Source organism: Hyphomicrobium sp. (assembly GCF_020852195.1).
Lineage (GTDB): Bacteria > Pseudomonadota > Alphaproteobacteria > Rhizobiales > Hyphomicrobiaceae > Hyphomicrobium_C.
Window position 1 is genome coordinate 1 of sequence record NZ_JADZBI010000101.1, and the last position, 26139, is coordinate 26139.

The following is a 26139-nucleotide window of genomic DNA, read 5'->3' on the forward strand; positions in this document are numbered from 1 at the left end:
CGGATTCGCGTTCGCGGGCAACCGTCCGGCCGGGTGCACATTCCGGGAATCGAGTCCGGCAAGTCCGGGAAATGCAAAGCCGCCCAAAGGCGGGCGCCGCGGTCGAAAGCCGGATTCCCGGATTTCCGACTTTGCGGCTGCGTATGCCGCCAAACACGGGCGCGCACCGTCCGGATCCGAGATCCAGAAGCAATTCCCGGATTGCCCTCGGAGTACGGCTTACGACTACGCCTCCCGCGCTCGCGCATAGCCTCTCTCGGAATGGAGGGCGCCATGTCCGATCGCACGCTTCCTCGCGGTCAAGTTCGGCCCGTCGATCCCGCCTGGCAACTGTCCCCAGGCGAGATCGCGGCGATGCTCGCGAGGCCATATTTCACGCGCTTCATCGTCGAGCGGCGTCCGCGCCGCAAGTCCAAGCCCGCGCGACCGCGCAAACCCAACTGAAGGAGAATCACCATGTCTAACCTTTCGCGACGCTCGTTACTGTCTGGTGGTCTGCGTGCAGCACTCGGCGCTGGCGGCCTTATTCTGCCGTGGACTGGTGGCAGCGCACTCGCAGTTGTCGACAGGCGCGCGGCTGAAGCGGTCGCCGTGGCGGCAATTGATTGGCCTGTCTCGGAGGCAATGCTGAAATACCGCGGCATACGAGAGGACCTGATCACGCTCCGACGCCCAGAGGGGTCTCAGCTTGAGTACGAAGCGCGTCATATATTGCTGTGGCGCGACCTCGTTGAAGCGGCCGAGGGCATTTGGCGAGAGCCGGTGAAGACGTGGAGTGATGTTGCGGTTCGCGCGGAAATCGCGTGGACGGCAGCACTCAAAGAAGCAGACGGCTGTCACGACAGCAGCGATTACGAACGCCTTTTAAAGGGCAATGGCGTGCACTGGCCAGCCTTCAGAGGTCCGTCCGCTTTCTCAGTCAGGGCGAATGCCGAACTCATCGAAGCCGTGCTCTGCATGACGGGCGGAGAGCGTGTCGACATCCGGACCAAACGCGCCCAATCAATCGCGTGAAGCGTTCAACCTGAAGGAAGAAGACGATGACAGAAGCAGCCGCACGTAAGGCCATCGATCCGCGCAAATTCGAAGAGGATTTCTACGAGATCAGAAACGGGCTCGAAACGCTGTTCATTCTCAACGACGCGATCGGCAATGGCGCTCACGCGCACGAGCCTGGAAGCATTCATGCCGCTCTCCATTTCATCATCGAGCCGATGCAGGCTGCCATTCATCGCCTCGGGACGAAGGCCGGATTAACCCATGAGAAGTTCGAAGCCACGTGAGCGTTAAATCGAAGGGAGAAAACAATGACCGAGACCGATGAGACACAGATCGCGAAACTCTACCGTCGATGGTGCGCCCTGCGAAGGACGCGTGAGCGCATCGAGATCGAAATGCGTACTGCGAACGATCGGGGCGAGAAAAGCGCCATCGAATTCACGGACGCGGCTCACGATGCGCAATGCGAAGCGGTGTGGAGCGTCGAAGACGAGATCGCTGTGGCCGAGCCGACGAGCCTTGACGATGTGCGCATGAAGGCGATCGTCGTGAAGCACGGGTCAGAAGCCGGCAGCAATGAGCAGATCGTCGACGCGTTGCTGGACTCGCTGGCGTCGCTTCCTGAGCGCCAGGAAGCGTGAGTGCCGACGTTTCAACCGAAGGGAGAAAGACGATGACGAAGTTGCAGAGCACCGATCCGGTAGTGGAGCTTGGACGTCAAATTGCGGAGTTGGAAGCCCGATATGAAGAACTGGAGGATCTGGAGCACGACGCACGGAATGCCAAAGACCTGTCTGCGGAAGGATACTACGAAGCCGCGCGCCTGGATGTTTATAGCCGCATCGAAGCACTCAAGGGCGCATTGTCTTGCTACGAGGCCAAGACACTCGTCGGCGCGATGATCCAAGTTGCGCAGGTCTGGAACATGATCGACTTCCTGCTCGATGCAGATGAGGCCGCCGAGCGCAAGAGATTGAGACAAGAGGCTGAGCGACTGATCGTGTCGGCGCTTCGCGTGATCGAACGAGAGGCAGGGACCGATTTTAATGCGCTTGGCCTTGGTGCCTACCGAAACGCCAACCTCGATCCCTGGACGCCTGTCGAGGACCGGCTCGCCGCAATAAAAGCACTAGCGCCGGAAGCGAAGGCGGCGTGAGCCTACAAATACGGGGCCTGCGTACCGGCCCCGCATAGCTTTCGCTAGATTGCAGGGAGACGAGATGCGACCGCGGGCACACGACTGGGTTCGAGACAGAGAGGCGCGTAGAGCGGACCTGCACACTCGAGCAATTCAAGCGCTGCTCATCATCAATGGAGGCGGTGCGATTGCGTTGCTCTCATTTGCGGCGCAGATTTGGGAAAAGTCTCCCGCCATGGTTCCCGTTGTTGCATGCGCCTTGATTGCTATGTCGGTGGGGCTGCTTCTCTGTCCCCTTATCTTCCTCGTAAGATATGAATCTTCGCGATTGCATGATCGCGCTGGAGGAAGGGCGAAGGGCGTCCTTTACGGGCGTCTCTGGCGCGCGTTGCTCTGCATCTCTCTCATGTCATTTGCGGTTGCGGTTGGCATAGTCGCCACGGCTATCATGCGACTGAGCCCAAATACCATGTAGGTAGGATTGCGGATCGCCCGCGCGAGAACAAATATTATTTAATAATATCAATACGTTATGGAGTGATCTGGCGGAAGGGGTGGGATTCGAACCCACGGTGGGCTTGCACCCACGCCGGTTTTCAAGACCGGTGCCTTAAACCACTCGACCACCCTTCCTGTGCGCGCATCGATCGCGGCGCCGGACCCTACACAGTCCGCGCCTCCCCCTCAAGACGCGGTTACCGGAAGGTGAAAAATCCACCGCCGGGGAGGACTTAACCGGATCGCAAGCGCTGTCTGCCATCCTGCTCCGGCTCATCGGGAAGACCGCGTCTATAAGCGGCGTCCGGGAGCGCTAGGCAGGACAAGGCTCCTCGAAGGGGCCGGTGGGATGGCGTTGATGTCGCGTATGCATGGCGAAGGCGCAGCCGCGCCTCGGCACACTTTTGCCCGGATCCGATCGAGCTTTCACGCACGCGCGTTGCGCGCGCCACTGATGGCGCTGGGCGCGGCCGCCGCCGTTGCGGCCTTGGGCGGATGCGCCAGCACCCAGAGCGTGGTGTCCGCCAGCCCCTCGGGCGCGTCCGGACGCGCGCCGATGTTTCCGGAATCGAAGTGGGGCGTGTCGGCGAGCCGCCGCGTCGCCGCGTCGGGCGAGCACATCCCCAAGGGCGGCGGCCGCTACAAGGTCGGCGAGCCCTACCAGGTCGGCGGACGCTGGTACAACCCGCGAGAGCAGCCCGGCTATGACCGCGTCGGCGTCGCCTCCTGGTACGGCAGCGATTTCCACGGCCGCAAGACGGCCAATGGCGAGATCTTCGACATGCACGCGCTGACGGCCGCGCACCCGACGCTGCCGATGCCGAGCTATGCCTACGTCACCAACCTTTCCAACAACCGCACCATCCTTGTGCGCATCAACGATCGCGGTCCCTACGTGGGCGACCGCATGATCGACCTGTCGCGGGAATCGGCCCGCACACTGGGGCTCCTGTCCGGCGGCACGGGCCGCGTGCGTGTGCGGTACGCGGGGCCAGCCCCCCTCGACGGCGACGATGCGCGCGAGCGCCAGTTCCTGGCCAGCCGGCACTGGAAGGGAGGCCCCGAGATTGCAGCGCTCGAGCGCGAGCAATCGGCGCGCGAATGGGCCGCCTACAAGCGCCCTGCGCCGGTGCAGCCACGCCCCTGGACGCCGCCGGCAAGCCCGCCACGTATGGCCTCCCCGGAGTATCCGCGGCAAAGCTACGCCCAGAGCTACGCCGACGCCGGACCGGCCGGCGGCGAGCTGTGGTCGCCGGAGAGCTACCGCGCGGCACAGCTCGCGCGCTAGGCATGGTGCAGCCCGACCGAAATAGGCGGAAGGTCGCATCCTGACGGACCTCAGTGACGCCTTCCTCCGGCCCGGTCCATGCCCTATATCCTGCGGCGGGACATAGGGCATAGGATCCGAGGATGTCGCGCAAAATCAAGGAACTCGCCGTTCTCGCGGGAGCCGGCCTGCTTGCCGTCGTGGCTGTGTTCGGCCTCGCGCGGCAGGATGCTGCCGCGCAGCTTTTCGACGGCCTTTTTCCAAGTGAAACCCCGCCGCGCCGCGAGGTGCCTCCGTCGCGCGAGGTCGCGCAGTATTCCTTCTCGCCCATCGTGCGCAAGGCCGCCCCCGCCGTCGTCAACGTTTACGTGCAGCGCCGCGTTCAGACGTTCTCCTCGCCCTTCGCCAACGATCCCTTCTTCCGTCAGTTCTTCGGCGACGCGTTCGGCCAGCCGTCCGAGCGCATCCAGAGCTCGCTCGGCTCGGGCGTCATCGTCAGCCCGGACGGTATCGTGGTGACGAACACGCACGTCATCCGCGGCCGCGGTGAGACGGAGATCCGCGTCGCGCTGTCGGACAAGCGCGAGTTCGACGCCAAAGTGCTGACCCAGGACGACAAGACCGACATCGCCATCCTCAAGATCGATAACGGCGAGCAGCGCTTCCCGACGCTCGAGCTCGAGGACTCGGACACGCTCGAGGTCGGCGACATGGTGCTCGCCATCGGCAATCCCTTCGGCGTCGGCCAGACGGTGACCAGCGGCATCGTCTCCGCGCTCGCCCGCAGCGAGATCGGCATCTCGGATTCCCAGGTCTTCATTCAGACCGACGCGGCGATCAACCCGGGCAACTCGGGCGGTGCGCTGGTCGACATGTCGGGCAAGCTCGTCGGCATCAACACCATGATCTTTTCGCAGTCCGGCGGCTCGCAGGGCATCGGTTTCGCCATTCCCTCGAACCTTGTCCGGCTCTACGTGCAAGGCGCAGCCGAGGGACGCAAGGTCGAGCGGCCATGGCTCGGCGCCCGCCTCGAGACGGTGACGCGCGACATGGCCGAGGGCCTCGGCCTCGACCGGGTTGCCGGCGCCGTCGTCGCACGCGTCTCCGACAGCGGACCTGCTGCGGGTGCCGGGCTGAAGGCCGGCGACGTGATCGTCAACGTCGACGGCTTCGAGGTCGCCGACGCCCGCGCCGTCCAATACCGGCTGACGACGCGCGGCGTCGGCCGTACTGTCAAGGTCGGCATCATCCGCAAGGGCCAGCCGCACACCGTCGAGCTGCCGCTCGTCGCCGCGCCGAAGCCGGGCCGCGACGACGTGCGCAATCTGGCGGGCCAGCATCCGCTCGACGGCGCGCGCGTATCCAACATCCTGCCGGGAGTCGTAGATGAGCTCGGAATCGACGAGATAGAGGGCGTCGTCGTTCTGTCTGTGCGCCGGGCGTCCACGGCGGCGCGCCTCGGGTTCCAGCCCGGCGACGTGATCGCCGAGATCGGCGGCGTGCCGGTGACGAACGTGCGCGATCTGGAGGGACTGCTCGCCACGCGTCAGCGCATGTGGCTGGTCGCCGTGCGCCGCGGCGACAAGGTCTTCAACCTGCAGGTGCCGGGCTAGTGGCCCCTGGGGCCCGACTCTCCGCGTCGCTGCGGCCGGGATGACACGGAGTACGGCCAACTCAGGTTGTCATCCCGGCCAAGCGCTGCAGCCGCGCCGAGCCGGGCCCCAGGGGCCTCCCTTCAATCCCATCAGGAAAGCCTCTAACATCGCGCGATGAGCAATCTCTTTGAAGCCGCCGGTCTGGAGAAGGGCGCCCCGCGCCCGCTGGCGGATCGCCTCCGCCCGACGACGTTGTCCGAGGTCGCTGGTCAGCCGCATCTGGTCGGCCCCGACGGCACGCTGACGCGTTTCCTGGCCGCCGGTCGCCTTCCGAGCCTGATCCTCTGGGGACCGCCCGGCTGCGGCAAGACCACCATTGCCCGCCTGCTCGCCAGCGAGACGAACCTCGAGTTCGAGCAGCTCTCGGCAATCTTCTCGGGCGTCGCGGAACTGAGGAAAGCCTTCGACCGCGCCAAGGCCCGCCGCGAGCAGGGCCGCGGCACGCTTCTGTTCATCGACGAGATCCACCGTTTCAACCGCTCCCAGCAAGACAGCTTCCTGCCCTACATGGAGGACGGCACCATCACGCTGGTCGGCGCGACGACGGAGAACCCGTCGTTCGAGATCAACGCCGCCGTGCTCTCTCGCGCCTCCGTGCTGACACTCAACCGTCTCGATGACGCCGCGCTCGAGGATCTCGGCAAGCGCGCGGAAGCCGAGGAGGGGAGGCCTCTGCCACTCGACGCCGACGCCCGCGAGGCGCTGAAGTCCATGGCCGACGGCGACGGCCGCGCCATCCTCAATCTCGCCGAGGAGGTCTTCGCCACCGTCAAACCCGGCACCAAGCCGCTGAACCGCGAAGCCCTCGTCAAACTCGTGCAGCGCCGCGCGCCGCTCTACGACAAGAGCCGCGAGGGCCATTACAACCTGATCTCGGCGCTGCACAAGGCCGTGCGCGGCTCCGATCCCGATGCGGCGCTCTATTATTTCTGCCGCATGCTCGACGGTGGCGAGGACCGGCTCTTCCTTGCGCGGCGCATTGTGCGCATGGCGGTGGAGGACATTGGGCTTGCCGATCCGCAGGCGCTCGTTGTCGCCAACGCGGCCAAGGAGGCGTTCGACTTCCTGGGCAGCCCCGAGGGCGAGTTGGCGCTGGCCGAAGCCGTCATCTATGTGGCCACGGCTCCCAAGTCCAACGCCAACTACGTCGCCTACAAGGCAGCTATGCGGGCCGCGAAGGAGCACGGCTCGCTCTCTCCGCCCAAGATCATCCTCAACGCGCCGACCAAGCTCATGGAGGAGGAGGGCTACGGCGACGGCTATCAGTACGACCACGATCAGCCAGACGCCTTCTCCGGACAGAACTACTTCCCCGACGAGATGAAGCAGCGCCCGAAGTTCTACGATCCGCCCGAGCGCGGCTTCGAGCGCGAGATCGCAAAGCGCCTTGCCTACTGGGACAGCCTGCGCAAGAAGCGCTCGCGTGAGTAGGGAAGCGACGGCGCATATCTTCAACGTATCTGGACTCCGGCCTCCGCCGGAGTGACGTTGTTTTTGATCGAGCCGATAGCCTCACCTCTCCGTCATCCGGGCGTCATGGCGAAGCCATGCTTCGCATGGACGGCCGGAATCCAGACACGTGGCCGCATCGCCTCGCGCGTCACTAGATCTTCCGGCTGTCATAGGCCCAGTGGAGCAGCGCCTGGCGCTGGCGTCTGCGGCAGAAAAGATCCCCGCGCTCGCAATTGCGCTCGATCTGGCGCACGTGGCGCCGGATCGCCTTCCAGCGCGCGATTTGGCGCGCGTCCTCGTCGGGCATCCGCCTGCCCATGTAGTACCGGCAGTACCACTGGAACCAGCCGCGTGGATCGTCGGGATGGATCCACCCCTTGCGGCGCCACTCCGAGAGCGGCTGGCTTGCATCGATGCCGAAGAAGTTGAGCGCCGGGTCCTTGCCACTGGGCGCAAGCTTGGCGTGCTGAAACCAGCTCGCCGGAAACTCGTCTCTGCAGTCGGTCATGTACTTGCCGCCGAAGACGCCGAGCCGCAGCATCTCGGCCGGCTTGAGGTCGGGGCGGAACTCGGGATCGAAGCCCCGCCCGACGGGCTCGGTCAACCGGTAACGATAGGTCTTCTGCATGCGGTCGTTGACGGTGACGGTTCTTGCTTTCACGGGGTCCAGCCCTTCCGGCGCGTCTGCCGAGCCATCGGTATCACCAAGATGACGCATTCGAACCACGGGCAGTCCCGCTCGCGCGCGGGACGAGGGGGACCGACTGGCCAACGCCTGCGGGGCGCACTATAGTCCCGGCCGGCGGGAGAGGGGTGCCGCGCACGGCCGCGGAAGCACGAGTAGGGAAGCGTTTCATGATTGAATTCAACGATCTATGGCGCGGGCATCCGATCAACGAGAGCGTCCAGTCGCCCTGCATTGCCCCCCACAATTTGACCAACCTGGAAGGCAAGCAGGTGCTGCTCGGCTTCCCGGTCTTCGCCAATCAGTGCGCCATCCGCATGGGCGTCGCGCTGCGCCGGGCGGGCGTCCAGCCCTCCCAGCTTTCCGGCATCTCCCACTGCTCCGTTCATCCGCGCGACCAGATGCACTTCATCAACGCGAGCCAGCTTGCCAACGGTATCGCGCGCGCCAACATTGCCGGCATCGGTCCGACCGAGAAGTACGTGGGCGCGAACGCCGCAGAATTCTATCCCAGGATCTTCGGGCGCACCGGCATCATCTACATCCAGGACTACTGGCGCCGCTCGAGCGACACCGGCCGTCCGACAGGCGACCATATCGACGTCTGGAACGGCTACCGCTCGTCCGCGAAATGGCTCATGGAATGGTTCTCCTGGCTCGGCTACTACTCGAACTATGCTGGAGCCGGCGAGATCTGGTTCTGGGAGGTCAAGTAAGCGGCGCGCGAACGCGAGCCACCGCCGGAGGATTGAATGCGCTATCTTATTGCCATCATTTTCGCGATTGCCGGCGCCGCGCTCGCCATGCACTTTCTGAGTGGCCCCGTGGCCGACTGGGCGGCGCTGCAGTTCAAGTTCGAGAGCTCGGACGAGGCCGAGAACATCAACCAGCTCGCGTTCATGATCGTCAACCTGGCGGGTCTGATCGTCGGCTGGACCATCGGCTGGGCGATCGGCACGCCCTTGCGCGACAAGGCGCGGTCCGACTGAGCGGGCAAGCGCCTCTGGCCCCGTGAAAGACAGTGAATGAATGACCGCGTAAGCGAGCGCGTGGAGACGATCGAGGTGGCCGAGCGCGAGGCCGGCATGCGCCTCGACCGCTGGTTCCGCGCGCACTTCCCCGAGATCACTCACGGCTACCTGCAGAAGTTGCTGCGCTCGGGGCAGGTGCGCGTCGACGCGCGCCGCGTCGAGGCCGGCGAGCGGCTGGAGGCCGGCGCACACGTGCGCGTGCCCAAGGCGGCGCGCACGCCGCGCGCCGGCAGCCCCGCCGCGAAGGCCGCCGCCGCACCGCCCGCCTCCAAGGCTGACCGCGATCTGATCGAGAGCATGATCCTCTACGAGGACGACGACGTTCTGGTGCTCAACAAGCCGTTCGGTATCGCCGTGCAGGGCGGCACGGGCACGCGCCGCCACATCGACGGCATCCTGGCCGGCATGGCCGACCGCTTCGGCGACCGCCCGCGACTCGTGCACCGCCTCGACCGCGACACGACCGGCGTCCTGCTCGTCGCCAAGCACCGCGCTGCCGCCGCCAAGCTCGGCCGCATCTTCCAGACACGCTCTGCGGCGAAGACCTACTGGGCACTCGTCAAGGGCGTGCCAAAGCCGCCGCAGGGCAAGATCGAGGCGGCGCTCGTCAAAGCCTCGGGTCCCGAGGGCGACCGCGTGCGCAAGGCGCGTCCTGGCGAGCAGAAGGAGGCCATGCACGCCACGACGCATTATTCTGTGATCGACCGCGTCGCTCACAAGGCGGCGTGGGTGTCTCTGAAGCCTGTCACCGGCCGCCAGCATCAGCTCCGCGCGCACATGGAGCTGATCGGCCACCCCATCGTCGGTGACAACAAGTATGACGGCGGCATGGACCTTCCGGCCGAGAACATCGAGCCGAAGCTGCATCTCCACGCGCGCCGGCTCGTCATTCCTCATCCCGCCGGTCGCGAGAAGATCGACGTCTCCGCACCGCTGCCTCCGCACATGCTCGTCACGTGGGAACTCCTGGGGCTCGATCCTCGGCGCTTCGACAAGGACGACGGATGACCACGACGTCCGTGAAGCTCGTCATCTTCGATTGCGACGGCACGCTCGTCGACAGCCAGCACGCCATCGTGGCCGCCATGAGCGACGCCTTCCTTTCCGAGGGGTTGGCGCCGCCGCCGCGCGAGGAGGTGGTTGGCGTCGTCGGGCTGTCGCTCGGCATCGCGGTCGCCCGCCTGGTGCCGGACGGCAGCGATCTCGCGCGCGTCGACCGCCTGGCGGAAGCCTACAAGGCCGCGTTCGCCGCGCAGGGCCGGCGGGCGGATCACGCCGAGCCGCTCTACGACGGCATTCGCGATACGCTGCAGAGGCTCGCCGCCCGCGAGGATGTCGTGCTCGGCATCGCCACCGGAAAGTCCCGCCGCGGCGTCGCCTCCGTGCTCGAGCGGGAAGGGCTCGCCGGTCTGTTCGCCACCATCCAGACCGCCGACACGCATCCGTCGAAGCCGCATCCCTCCATGGTGCTCACCGCCATGGACGAGACGGCGGCGCTGCCGGTCGACACGGTAGTGATCGGCGATACGACCTATGACATCGAGATGGCGCGCGGCGCCGGCGCCGCTGCGGTCGGGGTCGCGTGGGGCTATCATCCGGAGGAGGCTTTGAGGGCCGCCGGCGCTCACCACGTTTCGCCCGACACCGGCGACCTCGAGCGCGCGCTCGATCTCATCATGGCCCGGCGGCTCACGGCATGACGCGGAACGGCGAGACATCCGACCGCCAGGAGAAGGGCGCGAAGATTCCGGGGAAGGAAGCCCTGCGCGCGCCGCTGCCGAAACGCTTCTACACGTCCGTTGCGGTCGCCGAGCGCGGCGGGAGCTTTGCCGTGCTGTTGGACGGCCGCACGATCCGAACGCCCGCGAAGCGCGAGCTGGTTGTGCCGGTCCAAGACCTCGCCGCGGCCATAGCCGCCGAATGGGAGGCGCAGGGCGAGCACGTCGACCCGGCCAGCATGCCGCTGACCCGGCTCGTGAACTCGGCACTCGACGCGGTCGCCGAGCGCAGCCGCGAGGTCGCAGACGATATCGTCGCCTTCGCGGGAAGCGATCTTCTCTGCTATCGCGCCGAAACCCCCGATGCACTCGTGCGGCGCCAGGACGAGGCGTGGAACCCGATCCTCGCCTGGGCCAGGCGCGATCTCGGTGCCGATCTTGTGCTGCGCGCTGGCCTCATGCCGATCGACCAGCCACCCGAGGCCCTGGACGCCGTCCGGCGCTCGCTGACGGGCATCGACAGCCTGAGTCTGGCGGCGCTCCACGTGCTGACGACGATCGGCGGCTCAGCCCTGGTCGCCATTGCCCATTGGCGTGGGCACTTGTCCCTGGAGGACGCCTGGCAGGCGACCAGCGTCGATGAGGCATGGCAGCGTGAGCAATGGGGACGCGACGCCGAGGCCGAAGCGTACACGGCGCAGCGGCGCGCCGAGTTCGAGGCCGCGAGCCGTTGCCTCAGCTATCTTCGCTCTCGTCGATGAGCGTCGGCCCCGACGGCTTGCTTGGGTCGGACTGCAGGTGCGCCAGAAACCTCAGGATGGCGAACGAGAGCAGGGCCGCGAAGATCGCGAGCAGGGACTGCCCCGCGCCGGTGGCCACGCCGAGCGCGCCGGCCATCCACATGCCGGCTCCCGTGGTGAGGCCGCGCACGGAGCCACGAGCCTGGATGATGGTGCCGGCGGCGAGGAAAGCCACGCCGGCCGTCACCGCCTCGATGATGCGGATGGGATCGGCGTTGACCTGGCTCTGCCCTGCGCTGATCGTCTCGTAGATCTCGAACGTCAGTACCGTGAAGACCGCTGCGGCGAGCGCCACCAGCATATACGTCCGCAGGCCGGCAGGACGATCTTTGTCCTCGCGGTCCCAGCCGAGCAACCCTGCCAGCGCCGTCGCGAGCACAAGGCGGAAGCCCACCTCCGCGTAAGCCAGAACACCGGTAGGGGACAAAAGCTCGAGAGACGTCACGTTTGCCGACCCTCCAGAGAACCCGAGCGAATAGGCAGAATACGGCAAGACGCTGGGCAGAGGAACGGCAATCTCGCGGTTATCATTCTCTCGTCATCTGATGCTTGTCAGTCGCCACTTTTATCTCTGGGTACGGTGATGTCGACGCCTGGCGCTTGAATGCGCGTGCTGTCGCGGTCGGTTTCCACCCGTGTTCCCGGTGCTTCAACGCGCGTGCCTTCGTTGTCGGAGACGGAGGTGGCAAGTCGGTCGTTCTGCGCCAGCAGGACGGCGCCGCCCAGCACGGCGAACGCGGCGATGATAATGATGAGCGTGCTGCGTTGCATGAGGAGTCCTCTCGCATTTGCGGAATCTCAGGAAAAACGCCGAACTCCGAGGCCGGTTCCTGCGCGGTGTCGCCGCTTTGGGGCAAGCGTTAGCGCTTCGTTTACGCAATTGGCGCCAAATGGAGATAACTCAAGCAATGGGAGTGGCCGATCGTGCCGACCGCAGTCGTTCTCGCGCGCCGTCTGGGCTCCGGCCGGGCTGCAACCGTCCTATCGGCGGCCGTGATGGTGATGGCCGCGCTGTTTATCGCCGGCAAGGCGAAGGCCGCCGACCTCGTCGTGGCCTACGACCAGTCGCAACTGCTGCGCCTGCCGCGCCCTGTCGCGAGCGTCATCATCGGCAACCCGTCGATCGCCGACGTGGCCATCCACGGCGGCAACCTGCTCGTGGTGACCGGCAAGACGTTTGGCATCACCAACATCATCGCGCTTGACGATGACCGCAACATTATCCAGGACCAGCGCATCGTCGTGCAGCGCGACGAGGTACGCACCGTGAACCTGAGCAAGGGCGGGAAGCGGGAATCCTATAGCTGCACGCCGAATTGCTCGCCGACGCTCACCATCGGCGACGACAAGGAATATTTCGCGATGATCTCGCGCCACGCGGAGACCAAGACCAGGGTCTCCAACGGCGGAGCCGACGGCGGCGACAGCGCGGAGTAAACCCCGCGCCAGGCGCCTTTAGGCATCCGCGCCGTTCTTCGGCGTACACATGGACCGCTTGCCGCCCGCCTTGATGAAGGCAACGATCTCCATCACCGTCGGGTGGTCCTTGAACTCCTCGGCCACGTCCGCAACGCGTTCGAGCAGCGTTCCCTCCTGCGCGAACAGGAGCCGGTAGGCGCGCCTCAGGTCGTGGATCTGACTGCGGGAGAAGTCGCGCCTCTGCAACCCGATGATATTGAGCCCCGAGAGGTAGGCGCGATTGCCGAGCGCCATGCCGTAAGGGATGAGGTCCTGCTCGAGCCCGCTCATGCCGCCGAGGAAGGCGTGAGCGCCGACACGCGCGAACTGGATGACCGCGGCCCCGCCGCCGAGGATGGCGAAGTCGCCGACCTCTACATGGCCGGCAAGCATCACGTTGTTCGAAAGGATGACGTTGTTGCCCACGTGGCAGTCGTGCCCCACGTGCGAGTTGGCAAGGAACGCGCAGGAGTTTCCGACGACGGTCTTCATGCCGCCGCCCGCGGTGCCGGGGTTCATCGTCACGCCCTCGCGGATCAGGCAATCGGATCCGATCTCGAGCGTCGACGGCTCGCCCTTGTACTTGAGGTCCTGCGGCTGATGGCCGATGGAGGCGAACGGGAAGATGCGCGTGCGCTGGCCGACCGCTGTACGTCCCGTCACCACGACGTGGCTGGCGAGTTCGACGCCGTCGCCGAGCACCACCTCGGGGCCGACGACGGAGAACGGGCCCACGCTCACGCCGTCTCCGAGCTTGGCACCGTCCTCGACAATGGCCGTGGGATGAACCTTGATCTCAGCCATTCTTGCTTGCCGCAAATGCCCGAGCCTCTGCGGTGTCGGCGAGCATGGCGCTGATCTCGGCTTCCGCGACCGTCTGCCCGTCGACCTTCGCCTCGCCGTAGAAGCGCCAGACGCGTCCGCGGTTGCGGATCTTGCGCACATGGTAGTGGAGCTGGTCCCCGGGCAGCACGGGCTTGCGGAACTTGGCCCTGTCTATGCCCATGAAGTAGACGAGCTCGGTCTTGTAGTCCTCGCCGAGGCTGTGCACGCAGAGTGCGCCTGCCGTCTGCGCCAAGCCCTCGATGATGAGCACGCCCGGCATGACGGGGTACTGCGGAAAATGACCCTGGAAGAACGGCTCGTTGATGGTCACGTTCTTGACGCCGACACAGGTCTCGTCGCCGTTGATGTCGTAGATGCGGTCGAGCAGGAGGAAGGGATAGCGGTGCGGCAACAGCTTGAGGATCTTGCCGATGTCCGCGGTCTTCAGTTGCGACTTCTTCGTTGTGTCGTCCATCCCCATCCTACTCCGTTTCGCCCGGCCGGGTACGTCTCCGGGCACAAGTCAAAGTTTCAGGAGCCGCCCGAGTCATCGGGTGAGCCTCCCGCGCGGCGCGCCAATCGCGACACGGCGGCAACTTCGCGCGCCCACTGCTTGAAGGGTCGCGCAGGCGTGCCCGCCAGCACAGCTCCCGGCGGAACATCGTCCTTCGGGTGAGAGCCTCCGGCGATCTGCGCTCCGTTGCCGATCTTGATATGGCCGACGGCGCCGGACTGCCCGCCCATGACCACGTAGTCTCCGAGCTCAGTCGAGCCCGAAATTCCAACTTGTCCGACGATGACGCAATGCCGTCCGATCACCACGTTGTGCCCGATCTGGACGAGATTATCAATTTTGGTACCCTCACCGATGATCGTATCCTTAAGAGCCCCGCGATCGACGGTTGAATTCGCGCCGATTTCCACGTCGTCCTGGATGATGACGCGCCCCACCTGCGGCACTTTGAGGTGTCCCTGCGCACCCATGGCGAATCCGAACCCGTCCTGGCCGATGCGCACTCCGGCGTGCAGGATCACCCGGTCCCCGACCAGGGCATGCAGCACCGAGACGAGCGGGCCGACGTAGCAGTCCCGGCCGATAGCCACGCGGTAGCCGATCACGGCGCCGGCGGCGATGCGCGTTCCGCGCCCGATGCGGGCTTCCGGCCCCACGATCGCGCCGGGCTCGATCTCGACGCCGTCCTCGATCACGGCCGACGGGGAGATGCGCACGTCCGTCCCGCTCTCGGCGGCCTTGCAGCGCATGGCCTCGGGGTAGAAGAGTGCTAGCGCCTGCGCGAAGGCCCGGTAGGGCGCCTTGGCGACGAGCGCGACGGTGCCAACCGGCACCCGCTCGACAAAGGGCGCCGAGACCAGGCAAGCGCCGGCTTTGGTCCCAAGGAGCTGCGGCAGATACTTGCGGTTGTCGAAGAAGGAGAGGTGATGCGGCGCGGCTTCGGACAGCGGCTGCACGCCGTCGAGCGTCCGCGCGCTTGCCGCCGCGTCGCCCTTGATCTCGGACTGCGTCGCGGCGGCGATCTCTGCCAGCGTGAAAGGCCCGGCGATGTTGAAGAAACCGGGATGGTTCATGGGACGAGGCTTTCGAGGTCCTGCTGGGCCGTGGAGCAATTGGGATCGCGGGAGCGGCGGGACACGGGGTCCGAGGAGTTCACCGAAGTGAGCCCGAGAGGGTCGCCGCGCCCCTCTCTTAAGACCAGAAGCGTCTGCGGTCCAGACGATCGGATGACAATTTCCCCTTTGGACGAGAAACAGAAAAAGCCCGGCAGAACGCGCTGCCGGGCCTCTGTATACGGGGCAGGCCCTTAGAACTTGGTCGAGGCGCCGAAGCGGAAGAACTGCTCTTCGTCGTACTTCTCTTTGGTGAGCGCCTTGGCGAAGTCCATGCGGATCGGGCCCACCGGAGAGTTCCACATGATGCTGGCGCCGACCGACGAGCGGATGGAGGAGTCATCCGCGAGCGTAATTCCGCCTGGGTTCCCCCCACCAATCTTGCCCATCTCTTTCGCTAGGTCGTTCGCGTTCCACAGCGAGCCAGCGTCTGCGAACACGGCGCCTGAGAGGCCGAGGTCATCCGGCACGAACGGCAGCGGGAAGCGGATCTCAGCCGTGGTTGCCCAGAAAGTCCGGCCGCCGAGCGCATCCTTGCGCGGGCTGGAGAGGTCACGCGGGCCGAAGCCGCCGCGGTCGAAGCCGCGGATCGTCTCGCCGCCGCGGTAGTAGAGGTCGGTGAGGCGGATATCGTCATCGCCCCATCCTTCGATATGGCCGCCGATGAGACGGCCGACGAAGGTGATCTTTTCGGTGATCGGATAGTAGGCGCGTCCCTCGCCGTTCACGCGCACGTACTGCACGTCGCCGCCAAGGCCCGCCAAGTCGGTCGCAAGCTGCAGATAGTAGCCGCTGGTCGGGTTCTTGGGATGGTTGCGCTTGTCGTAGGTGAGCGACGTGCCGATGGACGACGTCAGCGAGTCGTCGCCGCGTGTCTCGATCTCGCGGATCACGACGTCCGAAACGTAGTCGTGATATTTGTTCTCGATGTCCATCGTAGTGTATTCCAGCGTGTAGCCGGTCTGCATCCACAGGTCTTCCGAGAGCGGGAATCCGAGGCGCACGGTGCCGCCCGTGCGCGTCGAGTAGTAGCCGGCCTCGTCCGTCTGATCGATCTCCTTGTGGAAGAGATCGAAGCCGGCGGAGAGGTTCTGATCCAGGAAGCGCGGCTCGGTGAACGAGAGGTCGACCTGCAGCCGCTCCAGCGAGCCGGCGAGGCGCAGCCTCAGGAACTGGCCATTGCCGAGCAGGTTGCGCTCGCTGATGGAGACGTCACCGATCACGCCTTCCGAGGTCGAGTAGCCGGCGCCGAACGACAGCTCGCCGGTCGACTGCTCGACGAGATCGACGTCGAGGATGACGCGGTCCGAGGCAGAGCCCGGCCGGCGCTTGATATCCACGGACTTGAAGAAGCCGAGGCCGTTGAGGCGCTTCTTGGCGCGGTCCACGAGCAGCGGATTGTAGGCGTCGCCTTCCGCCAGACGGAACTCGCGGCGGATGACATGATCCTTGGTGCGCAGGTTGCCGTTGACGTTGATGCGCTCGATGTAGATGCGCGGACCTTCGTCGATGAGATAGCTGAGCGAGATCGTCCGCGCCGCGGCATCCGGTACGGCGCGCGGACGTACGCGGGCGAAGGCGAATCCCTGCTCGGCGGTGAGCAGCGTGAGCTTCTCGGTCGTCTTCTCGACGTTCGAGCCGTTATAGATGGCGCCCTGGTGCGTCAGGATCTCGCCGGTGAGCGAGTTCGGATCAAGTCCGGGCAGCGAGTTCTCGATCGTCACCGAGCCGAACGTGTAAAGCTCGCCCTCGTCGATGGCGAAGTTGACGTAGAAGCCGGAGCCCTCGCGGTCGAGCTCCGCGTTGGCGGCCACCACGCGTACATCGGCATAGCCATTCTTGAGATAGAACTGGCGCAGAAGCTCGCGGTCGAGGTTCATGCGGTCGGGGTCGTAGAAGGCCGTACCCTTGAGGAAGTCGAACCAGCCGCTCTGCGTGGTGGAGATGATGTCGCGGAGCTGAGCGTCCGTGAAGGCGTGGTTGCCGGTGAAATTGATACCCTGCACCTTCGTGGCGCCACCCTCGTTGATCTCGAACACGAGGTTCACGCGGCTCTGCTCGAGTTCGATGATCTTGGGCTCGACCGACGCGGCATAACGGCCCTGACGGCGATACACGTCGAGGATGCGCTGCACGTCACCCTGCACGCGGGCACGCGTGTAGACGGAGCGCGGTTTGAGCTGGACCTCGGCCTTGAGGGTATCGGTGTCGACCTCGCTGTTGCCCTCGAAGGCCACCTGATTGATGACCGGGTTCTCCACAACGTAGATGACGGCGGTATCGCCTTCCTGGTTGATGGAGACGTCGGCGAACAGGCCGGTCGCGAACAGCGCCTGCAGCGAGGCATCGACCTTGCCCGGATCGTAGGGTTGGCCAACGGAGAACTGGAGGTCGGAGCGTACGGTCTCGGGCTCGACGCGGCGGTTGCCCTCGACACGGATATCGCGAACCACGCCCTGGGCGTGAGCAGGATTGGAAACGGCCGCGAGTTCGACGGCTAAGAATGCCGGAGCAGCCACCGCCAGCCAAAGCAGCAGGCGCATTCTCCCCAACGACATGATCCTAAACTGCACCATGCGCGGATCTGCCTCGCCTTTTTTGTGCCGATCCCCCTCAACTCATGGAACCCGTCGGCAGAATGGTTCCCGAGCCGTCTTTGATTTTGTCAGGGCTTCCCCCAACGCAAAGGCTCCGTCGGTGCGAAAAAAACTCTAACCATTCGAAGCCCCCAGCTTCGAATCGCGCCGTCGGAACCCTTCACTTCTTGCATTCTTAACAAGCAGGTAAGGCACTGGGAAGTGGTAAGTTTACGTCACCCAACGCAGATTCGCGCGAGCCCCTACCCGCCACCAAATAGCCACCTTTTGCCGAGCCGCATGAGGTCGTTGAGGTTGACGAAGACCACCATCATGAGCACCACGGCGATGCCGATCTGGAATCCGATCTCCTGGACCCGCTGGCTGAGCGGCCGCCGACGGATCGCCTCCATGGCGTAGAACACGAGATGTCCGCCGTCTAGAAGCGGAATTGGTAGCAAATTCAATAGCCCGATGTTGGCCGAGATGAGCGCCGTCCAGCGCAGCAGGGGCTCCCAGCCGAGCTCGACGACTCGCGCCGTCACCTCGGCCATCAGAATCGGGCCGCCGACCTGGTCCGCCGACTGGCGCTGGGTCAGGATATCCCAGATCCCGGTCACGGTCTGAACGATGTTGGCATAGGTCTCCCGCACACCGAGTCGGGCCGCCTCCGGGAGCGACACGGCCACCGGCGCCGGCCGGTCGGGAGAGACGCCGATTCGGCCCTGCTTGTAGGGCGTACCGTCGGGTTTCTTGCCGTCCACCTCGCCCGGGGTGACGGTGATGGTATGGGCCGTCCCGCCCCGGTCCACGGTGAGGGCGAGCGGCCGCCCGGCCGCCGGGCCCACCATGTCGATCACGTCTTCGAAGGAGGTGACAGGCGCCCCGTCGATGGCGGTGATGACGTCGCCGGGCGCGATCCCGGCCTTCTCGGCCGGCGAATCCGGCACCACGGTCCCGATCCGCGCCGGCAGCATGCGCTGGATGCCGATATCCCCGAGACGCAGCGTGACGCCGAGGTCGCTTTTCTGGTCCTTGATCTGCGGCGTGACCGGGAAGGTCAGCGCCTCCCCGCCGCGGTCGACGGTGATGTTGAGGGTCCGGCCGCTGCTGGCCGTGACGATCCGCACCACGTCGTCGAAGGTCTCGATGCTCCAACCGTCGATGTCTGTGATCACGTCGCCGGCCTTGATTCCGGCCTGTGCCGCCGGCATGTCCGCCACCACCTGGTCCACGCGTGCCGTGATCATCGACACGCCGTAGGCGGCGTTAGCGGCCGTGTAGATCAGCGCCGCCACGATGAAGTTCGCGGCCGGGCCGGCCGCGACGACGAGCGCGCGCTGCCAAACGGGCTTGCCATGGAAGGAGCCGGGCGGAAGGGTCTCGGGTGCGGCCGCCGAGGGCTGGCTCGCGGCATTGGCATCGTCGAGGAACTTGACGTAGCCGCCGAGCGGGATGGCCGCGAGCCGCCAGCGCGTCCCGTACCGGTCCACGAAGGCGCCGAGCTCCCGTCCAAAGCCGATCGAGAACGTGGTGACGGTGACGCCGCACCAGCGGGCCACCAGGAAATGGCCGAGCTCATGGAAGAACACCACTACGCCGAGCACGAAAAGGAAGGCGACGATGTTGAGGCCCCACGTGGCAACCTGACTGACTAACCCTTCGATCATTCTGCTCAAATCCCGTCGACTGGGCTCAATTTCTGGTCGTATCGGCGCTTGCGGGCATAGGCCCGGCGCGCTGTCTTATCCCGGAAGCAGCATCCGTGCCATGCGTCGCGCCTCCGCATCGACGGCGATCACGTCGTCCAGCGTCTCGACACCGCTAATGAGGCCCTCTCCTTCGGCCTTTTCAAGACACGCACCGACCGTGGGCGCGATATCCAGAAATCCGATCTTCCGCTCGAGGAAGGCGGTCACCGCGACCTCGTTGGCCGCGTTGAGCACGGAGGGGGCCGCGCCGCCCCGGCCGAGCGCGTCGATCGCGAGCCCGAGAGCCGGGAAGCGGTCCAGATCGGGCGGCTCGAACGACAGGTTCTTGAGCGCCACCAGATCGAGTCGCGCCACGGGGGTCTGAAGGCGCTCGGGCCACGCCAGCGCCAGCGCGATCGGCGTGCGCATGTCGGGGTGCGACAGTTGCGCCATCACCGATCCGTCCTCCAGCATGACGAGGCAGTGCACGACCGATTGCGGGTGCACGACCGCCTCGAGCTGGTGCGCTCCCACCGGAAACAGGTGGAACGCCTCGATCAGCTCGAGCCCCTTGTTCATCAGCGTGGCGGAATCGATGGTCACCTTCGCGCCCATCGACCAGTTCGGATGGCGCAGCGCCTCCTCCGGCGTGACGCGCGCGAGCCGCGCCTTGTCGAAGGTGCGGAACGGCCCGCCCGACGCGGTGAGGACGATCTTCTCGATGGAGCGGGCGTTGGTCCGTCCGATGGCCTGGAACGCCGCCGAATGCTCGCTGTCGACGGGCATCAGCTCGGCGCCGCTCCGCCCCACATGGCTGATGAAGATATCGCCCGCCGAGACCAGGCATTCCTTGTTGGCGAGCGCGATCCGGCTGCCCTGCTCGGCGGCGGCGAACGTCGGCTTGAGGCCCGCGGCGCCGACGATGGCGGCCATCACGCAGTCGGCGGGCTCGCGCGCGGCGGCCTCGATCGCCTCGGGGCCGGCCGCGACGCGGGTTCCGGTGCCGGCCAGCAGGGCCTTGAGCTCGGCGTAGTGCGCCGCGTCGCCGACCACGGCGAGCTTTGCGCCATGGGCGACGGCGAGCTCCGCCAGCCGGCGCGCGTTGCACTGCGCGGTAAGCGCCACGACCTCGAACCGGTCCGGATGGTGTGCGACGAGATCGAGCGTGCTGGCACCGATCGATCCGGTGGCACCCAGCACCGAAAGCCTGAGCGGCGCGGCAGCCTTCGGACGCGACGGCTGATGGCTTGCCTCCGCCGCGTCGTCCTGGCGCGTCGTGCCCTTCGATACGCTCACCACATGCGCCATGGTCGGTCGGTCTCCATCAGGCCGGGCCTGCAATCGCAAAAGACGAGCGCAACCCTTGGGGCCGCCCTCCACAGCATAGCCCGCCAGACGCCTCAAGGCGCCCCACGCGTAAGACCCGCGAGCAGCGCCTCTGCTGGCGCCTGCGGATCGAGGAAAAGCACCGCCAGCGCCACAGCTACCGCAACCGGCGCGAGCCCGTCCATGCGGTCCATGAACCCGCCGTGGCCGGGCAGAAGCTGGCTTACGTCCTTGATGTTGAAGGCCCGTTTCATCGCCGACTCCGCGAGATCGCCCGCCTGCGCGATGAGCCCCATGACCAGCCCGATGATCGCCAGCGCCGCCACCGGGGCGGAGGTCGCGTAGGCGAAGAGCGCTGCAGTGGCGGAGGCCGCGGAGAGGCCGCCCACGAGGCCGCTCCAGGTCTTGTTGGGCGAGACGGCGGGTGCGAGGCGTGGGCCGCCGATGAGCCGCCCGGCAGCGAAGGCCGCCGTGTCGGTCGCCGCCACGACGAGCACGATGAACAGCACCGCCTGGAATCCGAGCGGCTCGCTGCCGCGCAGCCACAGCAGCGCCACGGCAGGCAGACCGGCGTAGAGCACGCCCGCAGCCGACAGGATCGGGCGCGAGCCGAACTCGAGGGCGAGCACGATGATGGTGCCGATGAGGAGCGCCGCGACGCCGAGCGCCGCAAATCCGAAGGCCGCCAGCGAAACCGCGGCCGCCACCGCGAGGGCGTGCACGACGAGCGATACGTCGATGCCCCCGCCCCTGACCATGCTGGACCATTCCCAGCTCATGATGAGCGCGACGGCGAGCACCACGCACGCAAACGGCAGCACCCCGGCCCAGGCCGCCGCGAACGCGATGATGGCGAGACCGATCGCAGAGACGATCCTCAGCCAGACGTTGGATGACGGGCGGGGGGGCACAATCTCGTCGGGCGGGCTGCCGAGCGCGCGATTGTCCTCCATGAGAGCGTGCCTCAGGCCGTGGATCGGCAAGGCAGGCCGCCGAAGCGGCGTTCGCGCGCCCGGTATTGCGAGATCGCCTCGAGCAGCAGTTCGCGGTCGAAGTCGGGCCAATAGGCGTCCAGGAAGACGAACTCGGTGTAGGCGCACTGCCAGAGCAGGAAATTGGAGAGCCGGCATTCGCCGCTGGTGCGGATCAGCACGTCTGGATCCGGCACGCCGCCGGTGTCGAGCGCCTGCGCCATCACCTCGCTGGTGATCTCGGCCGGCGTGAGCCGCCCGGCGGCCACCTCCTCCGCGAGCCGTCGAGCCGCGCGCGTGATCTCGCCGCGTGCGCCGTAGTTGAAGGCGATGACGAGCGTGAGGCGCGTATTGTCTCGCGTCAGCTCGCACGCCTCATCGATCAGCGCCGCCATCTCCGGCTCGATGTTCTCACGCTCGCCGATCACCATCACGCGCACGTTGTTCTGGTGGAGCTCCGCGAGGTCGCGGCGGATGAACCGCTTCATCAGCCCCATGAGATCGTCGATCTCGTCCTGGGGACGCGACCAGTTCTCCGACGAGAAGCTGTAGAGCGTGAGGTATGGGATGGAGAGCTCGATCGCGGCTTTCACGGCGCGTCGGACAGCCTCGACGCCCGAGCGGTGTCCGAGCGCGCGCGGCAGGCCGCGCTCGGCCGCCCATCGTCCGTTGCCATCCATGATGATGGCGACGTGCCGCGGCGTGATCGGCGCGTTCAAGGTCCTCTCGGAGGATTTCGATCTGTCTGCCACGGGCGTTCGAGCGATGGTTTGAGGGCTGGCTAGCGGAAAGGGCGTCGATCCAAGTCATGCAGAGGCGCGCAACATCCGGGCGGAATTGCGAGTGTGAGGAAATGAAGCATGGCCATCTTTGATCCTGTCACGCCCATCGCGCCGGCGCACACCATACTCCGATTGCGAACAAAAAATCCGGTCCCGGCTTAAACTTTGTGAATCTCGGTTTCCTTGGTCGCGAGCGTCTGATCGATCTCCTTAACCAGCTTATCGGTCAGTTCCTGGACCTTGGCGGAATTCTTGTGATGCTCGTCCTCGCTCATCTTGCCGTCCTTTTCGAGCTTCTTGAGCAGGTCCATGCCCTCGCGGCGCACGTTGCGCACCGCCACTCGATGGGCTTCCGCGTATTTGTGGGCCTGCTTGGCGAGTTCCTGGCGCCGCTCGGCGGTCGGCGCTGGGATGGGCAGCCGGATCATGGTGCCGTCGAGGATGGGGTTGACCCCTAGGTTGGCCTCGCGGATCGCCTTGTCCACCGCCTGAACGTTGCTCTTGTCCCAGACCTGCACCGAGATCATGCGGGGCTCCGGCACGGCCACGGTGGCAACTTGGTTGAGGGGCATTCTGGAGCCGTAGACGTTGACCTGCACCGGATCCAGGAGGTGGGCGCTTGCACGCCCCGTGCGCAGCCCTGCGAGCTCGCGCTTCAGCGCATCGAGCGACGCCCGCATCCGCGTTTCGATTTCCTTGAGATCGAACGTCGTGAGGGACACCGGACTGTTCTCCTTTTTTGGTTCCGTTGGCGACCGGGCGCCGCCTCCGCGCTGCGAGAGGGATCGCGGAAATCGGCCGGGCACTATCCGTGAATGACCGTGGCTCGGGCGGATCCCCTGAGCAGCTTGATCACATTGCCCGGCTCGTCGATGGAAAAGACAATTACCGGAAGTTGATTGTCCCGGGCAAGGGCGATCGCCGCCCCATCCATCACCTTGAGGTCCCGTGCCAGCACCTCGGCATAGCTGAGACGGTCGAAACGCTGCGCTGCGGGATCTTTTTTGGGGTCCGCGGAGTAGACGCCGTCGACCTGGGTTGCCTTGGCGACGGCATCGCAGCCCATCTCGACGGCGCGCAGCGTTGCCGCCGTGTCGGTCGTGAAGAACGGATTGCCCGTTCCGGCCGCGAAGATGACAATTCTTTCCCGCTCCAGGTGATAGAGTGCCCTGTGGCGCACGTAAGGCTCGCACACGGTGGGCATCGGGATGGCGGAGAGAACGCGCGCCGGCGCGCGCACTGCCTCGAGCGCGCTCTGCAGCGCGAGCGCGTTCATCACCGTGGCCAGCATCCCCATGTAATCGGCGGTCGCCCGGTCCATGCCTTTGGCGGCACCCTGCAGTCCGCGGAAGATATTGCCGCCGCCGACCACCACCGAGAGCGCGCAACCGGCGGCACGGGCCTCGGCAAGATCGGCCGCCAGGCGCTCGACGACGGAATTGTCGATGCCGAAGCCGTTGCGTCCCATCAGCGCCTCGCCCGAGAGCTTGACGAGCAGGCGCGGGTATTTGAGCGATCCATCCGCCGTCATGCCGGTCTCCGCTGTGTCTCGTGCCAAGCCGCGCGCAGTCTGCCGCGCCCGGCGCCGTGTGGCAAAAAAAAGCCGGCAGAAGCGCCGGCTTTTCCCCGTTTCGTCTAGCCCTGTTTCGCGGCGCTGACCGTTTTCGCCACCTCGGCGGCGAAGTCCTCGGTCTTCTTCTCGATGCCCTCGCCGAGCGCGTAGCGCACGAAGCCCGCGACTTTGACCGGAGCCCCGACGTCCTTCTCGGCCTGCTTCAGGATCTCGGCGACCGTCGCCTTGCCGTCGATGACGAACACCTGCTTGAGCAGCACAGCCTGGCTGACGAACTCCTTCTGTAGGCGTCCCTCGCTTGCCTTGGCAAGGATCTCGTCGGACTTGCCTGCGTTCCTCGGCTCGGCCTTGGCCTGCTCCACATAGATGGCGCGCTCGCGCTCGATCGCCTCTTTCGAGAGGTCCTCGACGTTGACCACCTGGGGATTGGCGGCCGCGATGTGCATCGCGAGCTGGCGGCCGAGCGCCATCAGGCCGTCCGAGTCGCCTGCGCTCTCGAGCGCAACCAGCACGCCGATCTTGCCCAGGCCGTCGGCGGCCTTGTTGTGCACGTAGTCCGCAACCACGCCTTCCTTGACCGAGAGCGCGGCCGTGCGCCGGAGTGTCATGTTCTCGCCGATGGTCGCGATCGCGTCGTTGATCTGATCCTCGACCGTGCCCTTGCCGCCGGGATACTTGGCGGTGAGAAGCTTTGCCGCATCGCCGTCGGCAGCCGGCGCGAGCGAGGTGATGGTCTGCACCAGCTCCTGGAACTGGGCATTGCGGGCAACGAAGTCCGTCTCCGAGTTGACCTCGACCGCGGCCCCCGACCGGACTTTCGACACCACGCCGATCAGGCCCTGCGCGGCCACGCGGTCCGACTTCTTGGCGGCCTTCGAGAGCCCCTTCTTGCGCAGGAGGTCGATGGCGGCCTCCATGTCGCCGTTGGTTTCGGTCAGCGCCTGTTTGCAATCCATCATGCCGGCGCCGGTCTTGTCGCGCAGCTCCTTGACCGCCGCGGCTGTAATCGTGCTCATGACTGCTCCTTTCGCCTTATGCGCCAAGGCGAGGTGTGAATTCTAGGTGGCGGCACGCGGGAGCGGATCGTCCCCGCGCGCGTTTCGACGGATATCGGCGCGGCCGATCAGACGGCCGACGCCTCGACCAGCTTCTTGGCCTGCGCGATCCAGCCTTCCTGCTCGATCTGCCCCTTGAGCTTGAGGCGCCGGTCGAGCAGCGCCTGGTTCTCGGCATCGAGATCGGCGATCTGCCAGAAGTGGAACACGCCCGCGTCGTTGAGCTTCTGCTCGATCTTCGGCGTGATGCCGGTGATGCGCTTCAGATCGTCGGCCTCGCCGCGCGGTGCATCGATGCCCTTGAAGGCCTTGACCGTGCCATCCGGCAGCGTTGCCACCGGCGGCTCCTCGGCCGCGCCGACGTCGATGCCTGCAATCCCCTGGCCGCGCTCGAGACCGTCGAGCGCCGCTTTGGCGATGAGGTCGCAATAGAGGGTGATGGCGCGGCCCGCGTCGTCATTTCCGGGCACCGGGAAGTCGATGCCGTCGGGATCACAGTTGGTGTCGACGATGGCCACGATCGGGATGCCGAGCTTGCGCGCCTCCTTGATGGCGATGCCTTCCTTGTTCGTATCGATGACGAACAGGAGGTCCGGCACGCCGCCCATGTCCTTGATGCCGCCAAGCGCCTGGTTGAGCTTGTCGCGCTCGCGCTGGATGTTCAGGATCTCTTTCTTGGTGCGGCCCTGCGGGTCGGCCAGGATCTCGTCGAGCTGGCGCAGGCGGCGGATCGAGGTCGAGATCGTCTTCCAGTTGGTCAGCGTGCCGCCGAGCCAGCGGTGATTGATGAAGTACTGGGCCGAGCGCTTGGCGGCCTCAGCGATGGAGTCGGAGGCCTGCCGCTTGGTGGCGACGAACAGCACGCGACCGCCTCCGGCGACGGTGTCCGAGACCTTGTTCAGCGCCTGATGCAGCATCGGCACGGTCTGGGTCAGGTCGAGGATATGGATGTTGTTGCGGGCGCCGTCGAGGAAGGGCGCCAGCTTGGGGTTCCAGCGATGCGACTGGTGGCC

29 protein-coding genes and 1 tRNA gene are annotated in these 26139 nt (G+C 65.9%); 14 read left to right on the top strand and 16 right to left on the bottom strand.

The window, feature by feature from the left end; genetic code table 11:
• The first annotated feature begins 273 nt into the window (after positions 1 to 273).
• The 5 genes from IT540_RS08180 to IT540_RS08200 are packed head-to-tail and all read left to right on the top strand — an operon-like array spanning position 274 to position 2155.
• Complete coding sequence (locus tag IT540_RS08180) at positions 274 to 444, top strand: hypothetical protein (protein WP_291175603.1); 171 nt, start codon at positions 274 to 276, stop codon at positions 442 to 444.
• A 12-nt stretch (positions 445 to 456) separates the two neighbouring features.
• On the top strand, positions 457 to 1014 hold the full coding sequence (locus IT540_RS08185) for a hypothetical protein (protein ID WP_291175607.1): 558 nt from the start codon (positions 457 to 459) through the stop codon (positions 1012 to 1014).
• Between the two features lie 26 nt (positions 1015 to 1040).
• Positions 1041 to 1283: a hypothetical protein gene (locus IT540_RS08190; protein ID WP_291175610.1), complete on the top strand. Its 243-nt coding sequence runs from the start codon at positions 1041 to 1043 to the stop codon at positions 1281 to 1283.
• Positions 1284 to 1307: 24 nt separating this feature from the next.
• Complete coding sequence (locus tag IT540_RS08195) at positions 1308 to 1640, top strand: hypothetical protein (RefSeq protein ID WP_291175612.1); 333 nt, start codon at positions 1308 to 1310, stop codon at positions 1638 to 1640.
• 32 nt (positions 1641 to 1672) lie between these two features.
• Positions 1673 to 2155 (top strand): hypothetical protein, encoded by a 483-nt coding sequence (locus IT540_RS08200; RefSeq protein WP_291175615.1) that lies wholly within the window; start codon positions 1673 to 1675, stop codon positions 2153 to 2155.
• A 525-nt stretch (positions 2156 to 2680) separates the two neighbouring features.
• Here the strand turns inward: IT540_RS08200 and IT540_RS08205 are convergent.
• Positions 2681 to 2770, bottom strand: a tRNA-Ser gene (locus IT540_RS08205).
• Positions 2771 to 3089: 319 nt separating this feature from the next.
• Here IT540_RS08205 and IT540_RS08210 point away from each other — a divergent pair.
• From IT540_RS08210 to IT540_RS08220, 3 genes are all read left to right on the top strand, one after another.
• A complete protein-coding gene (locus tag IT540_RS08210; protein WP_291175618.1) occupies positions 3090 to 3923 on the top strand; it encodes a septal ring lytic transglycosylase RlpA family protein in 834 nt (277 codons plus the stop codon).
• A gap of 122 nt (positions 3924 to 4045) precedes the next feature.
• Complete coding sequence (locus IT540_RS08215) at positions 4046 to 5515, top strand: Do family serine endopeptidase (RefSeq protein ID WP_291175621.1); 1470 nt, start codon at positions 4046 to 4048, stop codon at positions 5513 to 5515.
• A gap of 156 nt (positions 5516 to 5671) precedes the next feature.
• Positions 5672 to 6988 carry a replication-associated recombination protein A gene (locus tag IT540_RS08220; RefSeq protein ID WP_291175624.1) on the top strand — a complete coding sequence of 439 codons (1317 nt, stop codon included), beginning with the start codon at positions 5672 to 5674 and terminating at the stop codon, positions 6986 to 6988.
• Between the two features lie 172 nt (positions 6989 to 7160).
• Here IT540_RS08220 and IT540_RS08225 read toward each other — a convergent pair whose 3' ends face one another.
• Positions 7161 to 7670, bottom strand: coding sequence for a hypothetical protein (locus IT540_RS08225; RefSeq protein ID WP_291175628.1), 510 nt, complete (start codon positions 7668 to 7670; stop codon positions 7161 to 7163).
• A 194-nt stretch (positions 7671 to 7864) separates the two neighbouring features.
• On the opposite strand from IT540_RS08225, the gene IT540_RS08230 reads away from it, so the two are divergent.
• The 5 genes from IT540_RS08230 to IT540_RS08250 are packed head-to-tail and all read left to right on the top strand — an operon-like array spanning position 7865 to position 11204.
• A complete protein-coding gene (locus IT540_RS08230) occupies positions 7865 to 8410 on the top strand; it encodes a type VI secretion system amidase effector protein Tae4 (RefSeq protein ID WP_291175631.1) in 546 nt (181 codons plus the stop codon).
• A gap of 36 nt (positions 8411 to 8446) precedes the next feature.
• On the top strand, positions 8447 to 8683 hold the full coding sequence (locus IT540_RS08235; RefSeq protein WP_291175634.1) for a hypothetical protein: 237 nt from the start codon (positions 8447 to 8449) through the stop codon (positions 8681 to 8683).
• Between the two features lie 36 nt (positions 8684 to 8719).
• Positions 8720 to 9733: an RluA family pseudouridine synthase gene (locus tag IT540_RS08240; protein WP_291175637.1), complete on the top strand. Its 1014-nt coding sequence runs from the start codon at positions 8720 to 8722 to the stop codon at positions 9731 to 9733.
• Positions 9730 to 10425: an HAD-IA family hydrolase gene (locus tag IT540_RS08245; RefSeq protein ID WP_291175640.1), complete on the top strand. Its 696-nt coding sequence runs from the start codon at positions 9730 to 9732 to the stop codon at positions 10423 to 10425. Before IT540_RS08240 ends, IT540_RS08245 begins: the two co-directional genes overlap by 4 nt.
• A complete protein-coding gene (locus tag IT540_RS08250) occupies positions 10422 to 11204 on the top strand; it encodes an ATP12 family protein (protein ID WP_291175643.1) in 783 nt (260 codons plus the stop codon). Before IT540_RS08245 ends, IT540_RS08250 begins: the two co-directional genes overlap by 4 nt.
• Here IT540_RS08250 and IT540_RS08255 read toward each other — a convergent pair.
• Together IT540_RS08255 and IT540_RS08260 are read right to left on the bottom strand one after the other, a co-directional pair.
• On the bottom strand, positions 11179 to 11688 hold the full coding sequence (locus IT540_RS08255) for an MgtC/SapB family protein (RefSeq protein ID WP_291175646.1): 510 nt from the start codon (positions 11686 to 11688) through the stop codon (positions 11179 to 11181). The genes IT540_RS08250 and IT540_RS08255 overlap by 26 nt on opposite strands.
• A gap of 107 nt (positions 11689 to 11795) precedes the next feature.
• Positions 11796 to 12014, bottom strand: a complete 219-nt coding sequence (locus tag IT540_RS08260) for a hypothetical protein (protein WP_291175649.1) — start codon at positions 12012 to 12014, stop codon at positions 11796 to 11798.
• Positions 12015 to 12167: 153 nt separating this feature from the next.
• Between IT540_RS08260 and IT540_RS08265 the strand changes: the two genes are divergently transcribed.
• The gene (locus IT540_RS08265; protein ID WP_291175652.1) at positions 12168 to 12680 is read left to right on the top strand and encodes a pilus assembly protein N-terminal domain-containing protein; all 513 of its coding nucleotides are present in this window, start codon (positions 12168 to 12170) and stop codon (positions 12678 to 12680) included.
• A gap of 18 nt (positions 12681 to 12698) precedes the next feature.
• Here the strand turns inward: IT540_RS08265 and lpxA are convergent, their stop codons facing one another.
• From lpxA to IT540_RS08325, 12 genes are all read right to left on the bottom strand, one after another.
• On the bottom strand, positions 12699 to 13505 hold the full coding sequence (gene lpxA / locus IT540_RS08270) for an acyl-ACP--UDP-N-acetylglucosamine O-acyltransferase (RefSeq protein ID WP_291175655.1): 807 nt from the start codon (positions 13503 to 13505) through the stop codon (positions 12699 to 12701).
• Positions 13498 to 14001 (bottom strand): 3-hydroxyacyl-ACP dehydratase FabZ, encoded by a 504-nt coding sequence (fabZ, locus tag IT540_RS08275; RefSeq protein ID WP_291175658.1) that lies wholly within the window; start codon positions 13999 to 14001, stop codon positions 13498 to 13500. The genes lpxA and fabZ overlap by 8 nt, the downstream gene beginning before the upstream one ends.
• A gap of 56 nt (positions 14002 to 14057) precedes the next feature.
• Complete coding sequence (gene lpxD / locus IT540_RS08280) at positions 14058 to 15113, bottom strand: UDP-3-O-(3-hydroxymyristoyl)glucosamine N-acyltransferase (RefSeq protein WP_291175661.1); 1056 nt, start codon at positions 15111 to 15113, stop codon at positions 14058 to 14060.
• Between the two features lie 233 nt (positions 15114 to 15346).
• Positions 15347 to 17695, bottom strand: coding sequence for an outer membrane protein assembly factor BamA (gene bamA, locus IT540_RS08285; protein ID WP_291175664.1), 2349 nt, complete (start codon positions 17693 to 17695; stop codon positions 15347 to 15349).
• 296 nt (positions 17696 to 17991) lie between these two features.
• Complete coding sequence (gene rseP, locus IT540_RS08290) at positions 17992 to 19398, bottom strand: RIP metalloprotease RseP (RefSeq protein ID WP_291175667.1); 1407 nt, start codon at positions 19396 to 19398, stop codon at positions 17992 to 17994.
• Positions 19399 to 19473: 75 nt separating this feature from the next.
• Positions 19474 to 20727 carry a 1-deoxy-D-xylulose-5-phosphate reductoisomerase gene (locus IT540_RS08295; protein ID WP_291175670.1) on the bottom strand — a complete coding sequence of 418 codons (1254 nt, stop codon included), beginning with the start codon at positions 20725 to 20727 and terminating at the stop codon, positions 19474 to 19476.
• A gap of 92 nt (positions 20728 to 20819) precedes the next feature.
• Positions 20820 to 21698, bottom strand: coding sequence for a phosphatidate cytidylyltransferase (locus IT540_RS08300; protein ID WP_291175673.1), 879 nt, complete (start codon positions 21696 to 21698; stop codon positions 20820 to 20822).
• Between the two features lie 11 nt (positions 21699 to 21709).
• On the bottom strand, positions 21710 to 22468 hold the full coding sequence (locus tag IT540_RS08305) for an isoprenyl transferase (RefSeq protein ID WP_291175676.1): 759 nt from the start codon (positions 22466 to 22468) through the stop codon (positions 21710 to 21712).
• A 188-nt stretch (positions 22469 to 22656) separates the two neighbouring features.
• On the bottom strand, positions 22657 to 23220 hold the full coding sequence (frr, locus tag IT540_RS08310; RefSeq protein WP_291175678.1) for a ribosome recycling factor: 564 nt from the start codon (positions 23218 to 23220) through the stop codon (positions 22657 to 22659).
• 83 nt (positions 23221 to 23303) lie between these two features.
• Positions 23304 to 24029: a UMP kinase gene (gene pyrH / locus IT540_RS08315; RefSeq protein ID WP_291175681.1), complete on the bottom strand. Its 726-nt coding sequence runs from the start codon at positions 24027 to 24029 to the stop codon at positions 23304 to 23306.
• Positions 24030 to 24133: 104 nt separating this feature from the next.
• Positions 24134 to 25087 (bottom strand): translation elongation factor Ts, encoded by a 954-nt coding sequence (gene tsf, locus IT540_RS08320; protein WP_291175683.1) that lies wholly within the window; start codon positions 25085 to 25087, stop codon positions 24134 to 24136.
• A gap of 107 nt (positions 25088 to 25194) precedes the next feature.
• Positions 25195 to 26139 (bottom strand): 30S ribosomal protein S2 (locus IT540_RS08325; protein WP_291175686.1); only part of this gene is annotated, 945 nt, incomplete at its 5' end.

Bases quoted from the DNA above. Each gene is read 5' to 3' on its own strand.
- bamA (WP_291175664.1), bottom strand. From the start codon at position 17,695: ATGCGCCTGCTGCTTTGGCTGGCGGTGGCTGCTCCGGCATTCTTAGCC.
- IT540_RS08180 (WP_291175603.1), top strand. From the start codon at position 274: ATGTCCGATCGCACGCTTCCTCGCGGTCAAGTTCGGCCCGTCGATCCC.
- lpxD (WP_291175661.1), bottom strand. From the start codon at position 15,113: ATGAACCATCCCGGTTTCTTCAACATCGCCGGGCCTTTCACGCTGGCA.
- IT540_RS08245 (WP_291175640.1), top strand. From the start codon at position 9,730: ATGACCACGACGTCCGTGAAGCTCGTCATCTTCGATTGCGACGGCACG.
- IT540_RS08185 (WP_291175607.1), top strand. From the start codon at position 457: ATGTCTAACCTTTCGCGACGCTCGTTACTGTCTGGTGGTCTGCGTGCA.
- fabZ (WP_291175658.1), bottom strand. From the start codon at position 14,001: ATGGACGACACAACGAAGAAGTCGCAACTGAAGACCGCGGACATCGGC.
- tsf (WP_291175683.1), bottom strand. From the start codon at position 25,087: ATGAGCACGATTACAGCCGCGGCGGTCAAGGAGCTGCGCGACAAGACC.
- rseP (WP_291175667.1), bottom strand. From the start codon at position 19,398: ATGATCGAAGGGTTAGTCAGTCAGGTTGCCACGTGGGGCCTCAACATC.
- lpxA (WP_291175655.1), bottom strand. From the start codon at position 13,505: ATGGCTGAGATCAAGGTTCATCCCACGGCCATTGTCGAGGACGGTGCC.
- IT540_RS08220 (WP_291175624.1), top strand. From the start codon at position 5,672: ATGAGCAATCTCTTTGAAGCCGCCGGTCTGGAGAAGGGCGCCCCGCGC.
- IT540_RS08230 (WP_291175631.1), top strand. From the start codon at position 7,865: ATGATTGAATTCAACGATCTATGGCGCGGGCATCCGATCAACGAGAGC.
- IT540_RS08215 (WP_291175621.1), top strand. From the start codon at position 4,046: ATGTCGCGCAAAATCAAGGAACTCGCCGTTCTCGCGGGAGCCGGCCTG.
- IT540_RS08240 (WP_291175637.1), top strand. From the start codon at position 8,720: ATGAATGACCGCGTAAGCGAGCGCGTGGAGACGATCGAGGTGGCCGAG.
- IT540_RS08200 (WP_291175615.1), top strand. From the start codon at position 1,673: ATGACGAAGTTGCAGAGCACCGATCCGGTAGTGGAGCTTGGACGTCAA.
- IT540_RS08300 (WP_291175673.1), bottom strand. From the start codon at position 21,698: ATGGAGGACAATCGCGCGCTCGGCAGCCCGCCCGACGAGATTGTGCCC.
- IT540_RS08195 (WP_291175612.1), top strand. From the start codon at position 1,308: ATGACCGAGACCGATGAGACACAGATCGCGAAACTCTACCGTCGATGG.
- IT540_RS08295 (WP_291175670.1), bottom strand. From the start codon at position 20,727: ATGGCGCATGTGGTGAGCGTATCGAAGGGCACGACGCGCCAGGACGAC.
- IT540_RS08250 (WP_291175643.1), top strand. From the start codon at position 10,422: ATGACGCGGAACGGCGAGACATCCGACCGCCAGGAGAAGGGCGCGAAG.
- IT540_RS08190 (WP_291175610.1), top strand. From the start codon at position 1,041: ATGACAGAAGCAGCCGCACGTAAGGCCATCGATCCGCGCAAATTCGAA.
- IT540_RS08235 (WP_291175634.1), top strand. From the start codon at position 8,447: ATGCGCTATCTTATTGCCATCATTTTCGCGATTGCCGGCGCCGCGCTC.
- IT540_RS08260 (WP_291175649.1), bottom strand. From the start codon at position 12,014: ATGCAACGCAGCACGCTCATCATTATCATCGCCGCGTTCGCCGTGCTG.
- pyrH (WP_291175681.1), bottom strand. From the start codon at position 24,029: ATGACGGCGGATGGATCGCTCAAATACCCGCGCCTGCTCGTCAAGCTC.
- IT540_RS08210 (WP_291175618.1), top strand. From the start codon at position 3,090: ATGGCGCTGGGCGCGGCCGCCGCCGTTGCGGCCTTGGGCGGATGCGCC.